The sequence below is a fragment of the Nonomuraea sp. NPDC004186 genome (genome assembly GCF_053603495.1).
This window is the reverse complement of record NZ_JBSGFQ010000276.1, coordinates 1-1,679: the sequence shown is the minus strand read 5'-3', so window position 1 is coordinate 1,679 and position 1,679 is coordinate 1. Positions and strand designations below refer to the sequence as shown.

Genomic DNA, 1,679 nt, shown 5'->3' with positions numbered 1-1,679 from the left:
CCGCCGAGGAGCACGTTGAGCAGGTCGCGCAGGTAGGGGGCGCTGGTGGTGAGCGGAGGGGGCGGGTCGTCGTGCAGCGGGACGTGGAAGTGCACCCGCCAGCTTTCGTCCGCGGGCAGGCCGCCGGCCAGGGCTTCGCCCAGGTCGTCGGCGTATCCGGTGGCGGAGCGCGTCTGGTGGAGGAACCGGGCCTCGTCGAACGCGGCCAGTGCCCGGTGTGCTCCCGGCGGGGCTTGCAGGGCGCATGACGCCTGGAGCTTCACGATGGGCAGCCCGGTGTGGGCGCCCGCGCCGGGTTCCTCGAAGCCTACGGCCATGTGGCAGGCGTCCAGGCAGAGGCCGAGGTAGTCGTGGTCCACCTGGTTCAGCAGGGCGGTCGCCTGGGGTGTGATCTCGATGATGCAGCCGGGCTCCGGCTCGAAGCCCACCCGGATCATCTTGCCGGTCCGGCTGGCCAGCGTGCGCAGGCCCTGGGCGAGCGCGTCGAGGTTGGCCATGACCGCCGTCGCTTTGTCCCGTGTCCATGCGGTGCGCCAGGCGAGGGGGAGGGTCGAGATCGTGCCCTCGGTGACGTCGTCGGGCAGCAATGCGGCGAGGATCTCGGCGAGCCCGAGCGTGTACCGCAGCCGCTCCGCGTCGGCCCAGTCGGGCTGGTAGACGCGGTATTTCACGATCTCGTCGTGGAAGCCGCGGTAGGGGAACCCGTTGAGGGTCACGACCTCCAGGCCGAGCGCGGTCAGCCGCTCGCGCAGCGCGGCGAGTTCGTCGCCACGGGCGAGCAGCTCACCGGCGGCCTGCCGGGGCAGCCAGAGGCCGACGCCGAGCCGTTCGGCGCCGAGCAGCGTTCTGACCCGCGCGGCGATACCGGAGAGTTGGCGGTGGATGCCGGGGAGATCCTCGGCCGGGTGCACGTTGGTGCAGTAGGCGAGGTGGATCGTCGAGCCGTCCGGGTGGCGCAGCCTCATGAGTCAGCCTCGCTTGATCGTGTTGCCGGCGTAGTCGGGGGCCGCCTCGGTGCCCGCCTCCAGGCTGAGCCGGCCGCTCTGCCCGTAGAAGGTCACCGGATTGCGCCAGAGCACCTGGTCCACGTCGTCCTCGCCGAAGCCTGCCGCGAACATGGCGTCGGCGACCTCGCGCGTCTTGAGCGGGTCGCTCCGTCCCCAGTCGGCGGCCGAGTTCACCAGCATCCTGTCCGTGCCGTGCTCCTTGAGGACGGTCACCATCCGGTCCGGGTCCATCTTGGTGTCGGGGTAGATGGAGAATCCCATCCAGCAGCCCGAGTCCGCGACCATGCCGACGGTCAGCTCGTTGAGATGGTCGACGAGCACCTGCCCGGGAGCGAGGCCCGCGGCCCGCACCACGTCCAGCGTGCGGCGGGTGCCGGCGACCTTGTCCCGATGCGGCGTGTGCACGAGCACCGGGAGATCATTTACTCGTGCCAGGGCGAGCTGGGCCTCGAAGGCCCGTTCCTCCTCCGCCGTCATGGAGTCGTAGCCGACTTCGCCGACGGCGACGACCGAGTCCTTCAGCAGGTATCGCGGTAACTCGGCCAGCACGCCCGCGCACCGCGGATCGTTCGCCTCTTTCGGGTTGAGCGCGAGCGCGCAGTGGTGGCGGATGCCGTACTGCGCGGCGCGGTACGGCTCCCAGCCGAGCAGCGCGTCGAAGTAGTCGAGGAA

2 protein-coding genes are annotated in these 1,679 nt (G+C 70.8%); both read right to left on the bottom strand.

Translation table 11 applies throughout. The features are described from left to right. A partial coding sequence (gene eboE, locus ACWEPL_RS65220) for a metabolite traffic protein EboE (protein WP_452443089.1) occupies positions 1–965 on the bottom strand: 965 nt, incomplete at its 3' end. Between the two features lie 3 nt (positions 966–968). Beyond that, positions 969–1,679, bottom strand: a 711-nt coding sequence (locus ACWEPL_RS65215; protein ID WP_452443087.1) for a TatD family hydrolase, incomplete at its 5' end; no start/stop codon positions are given.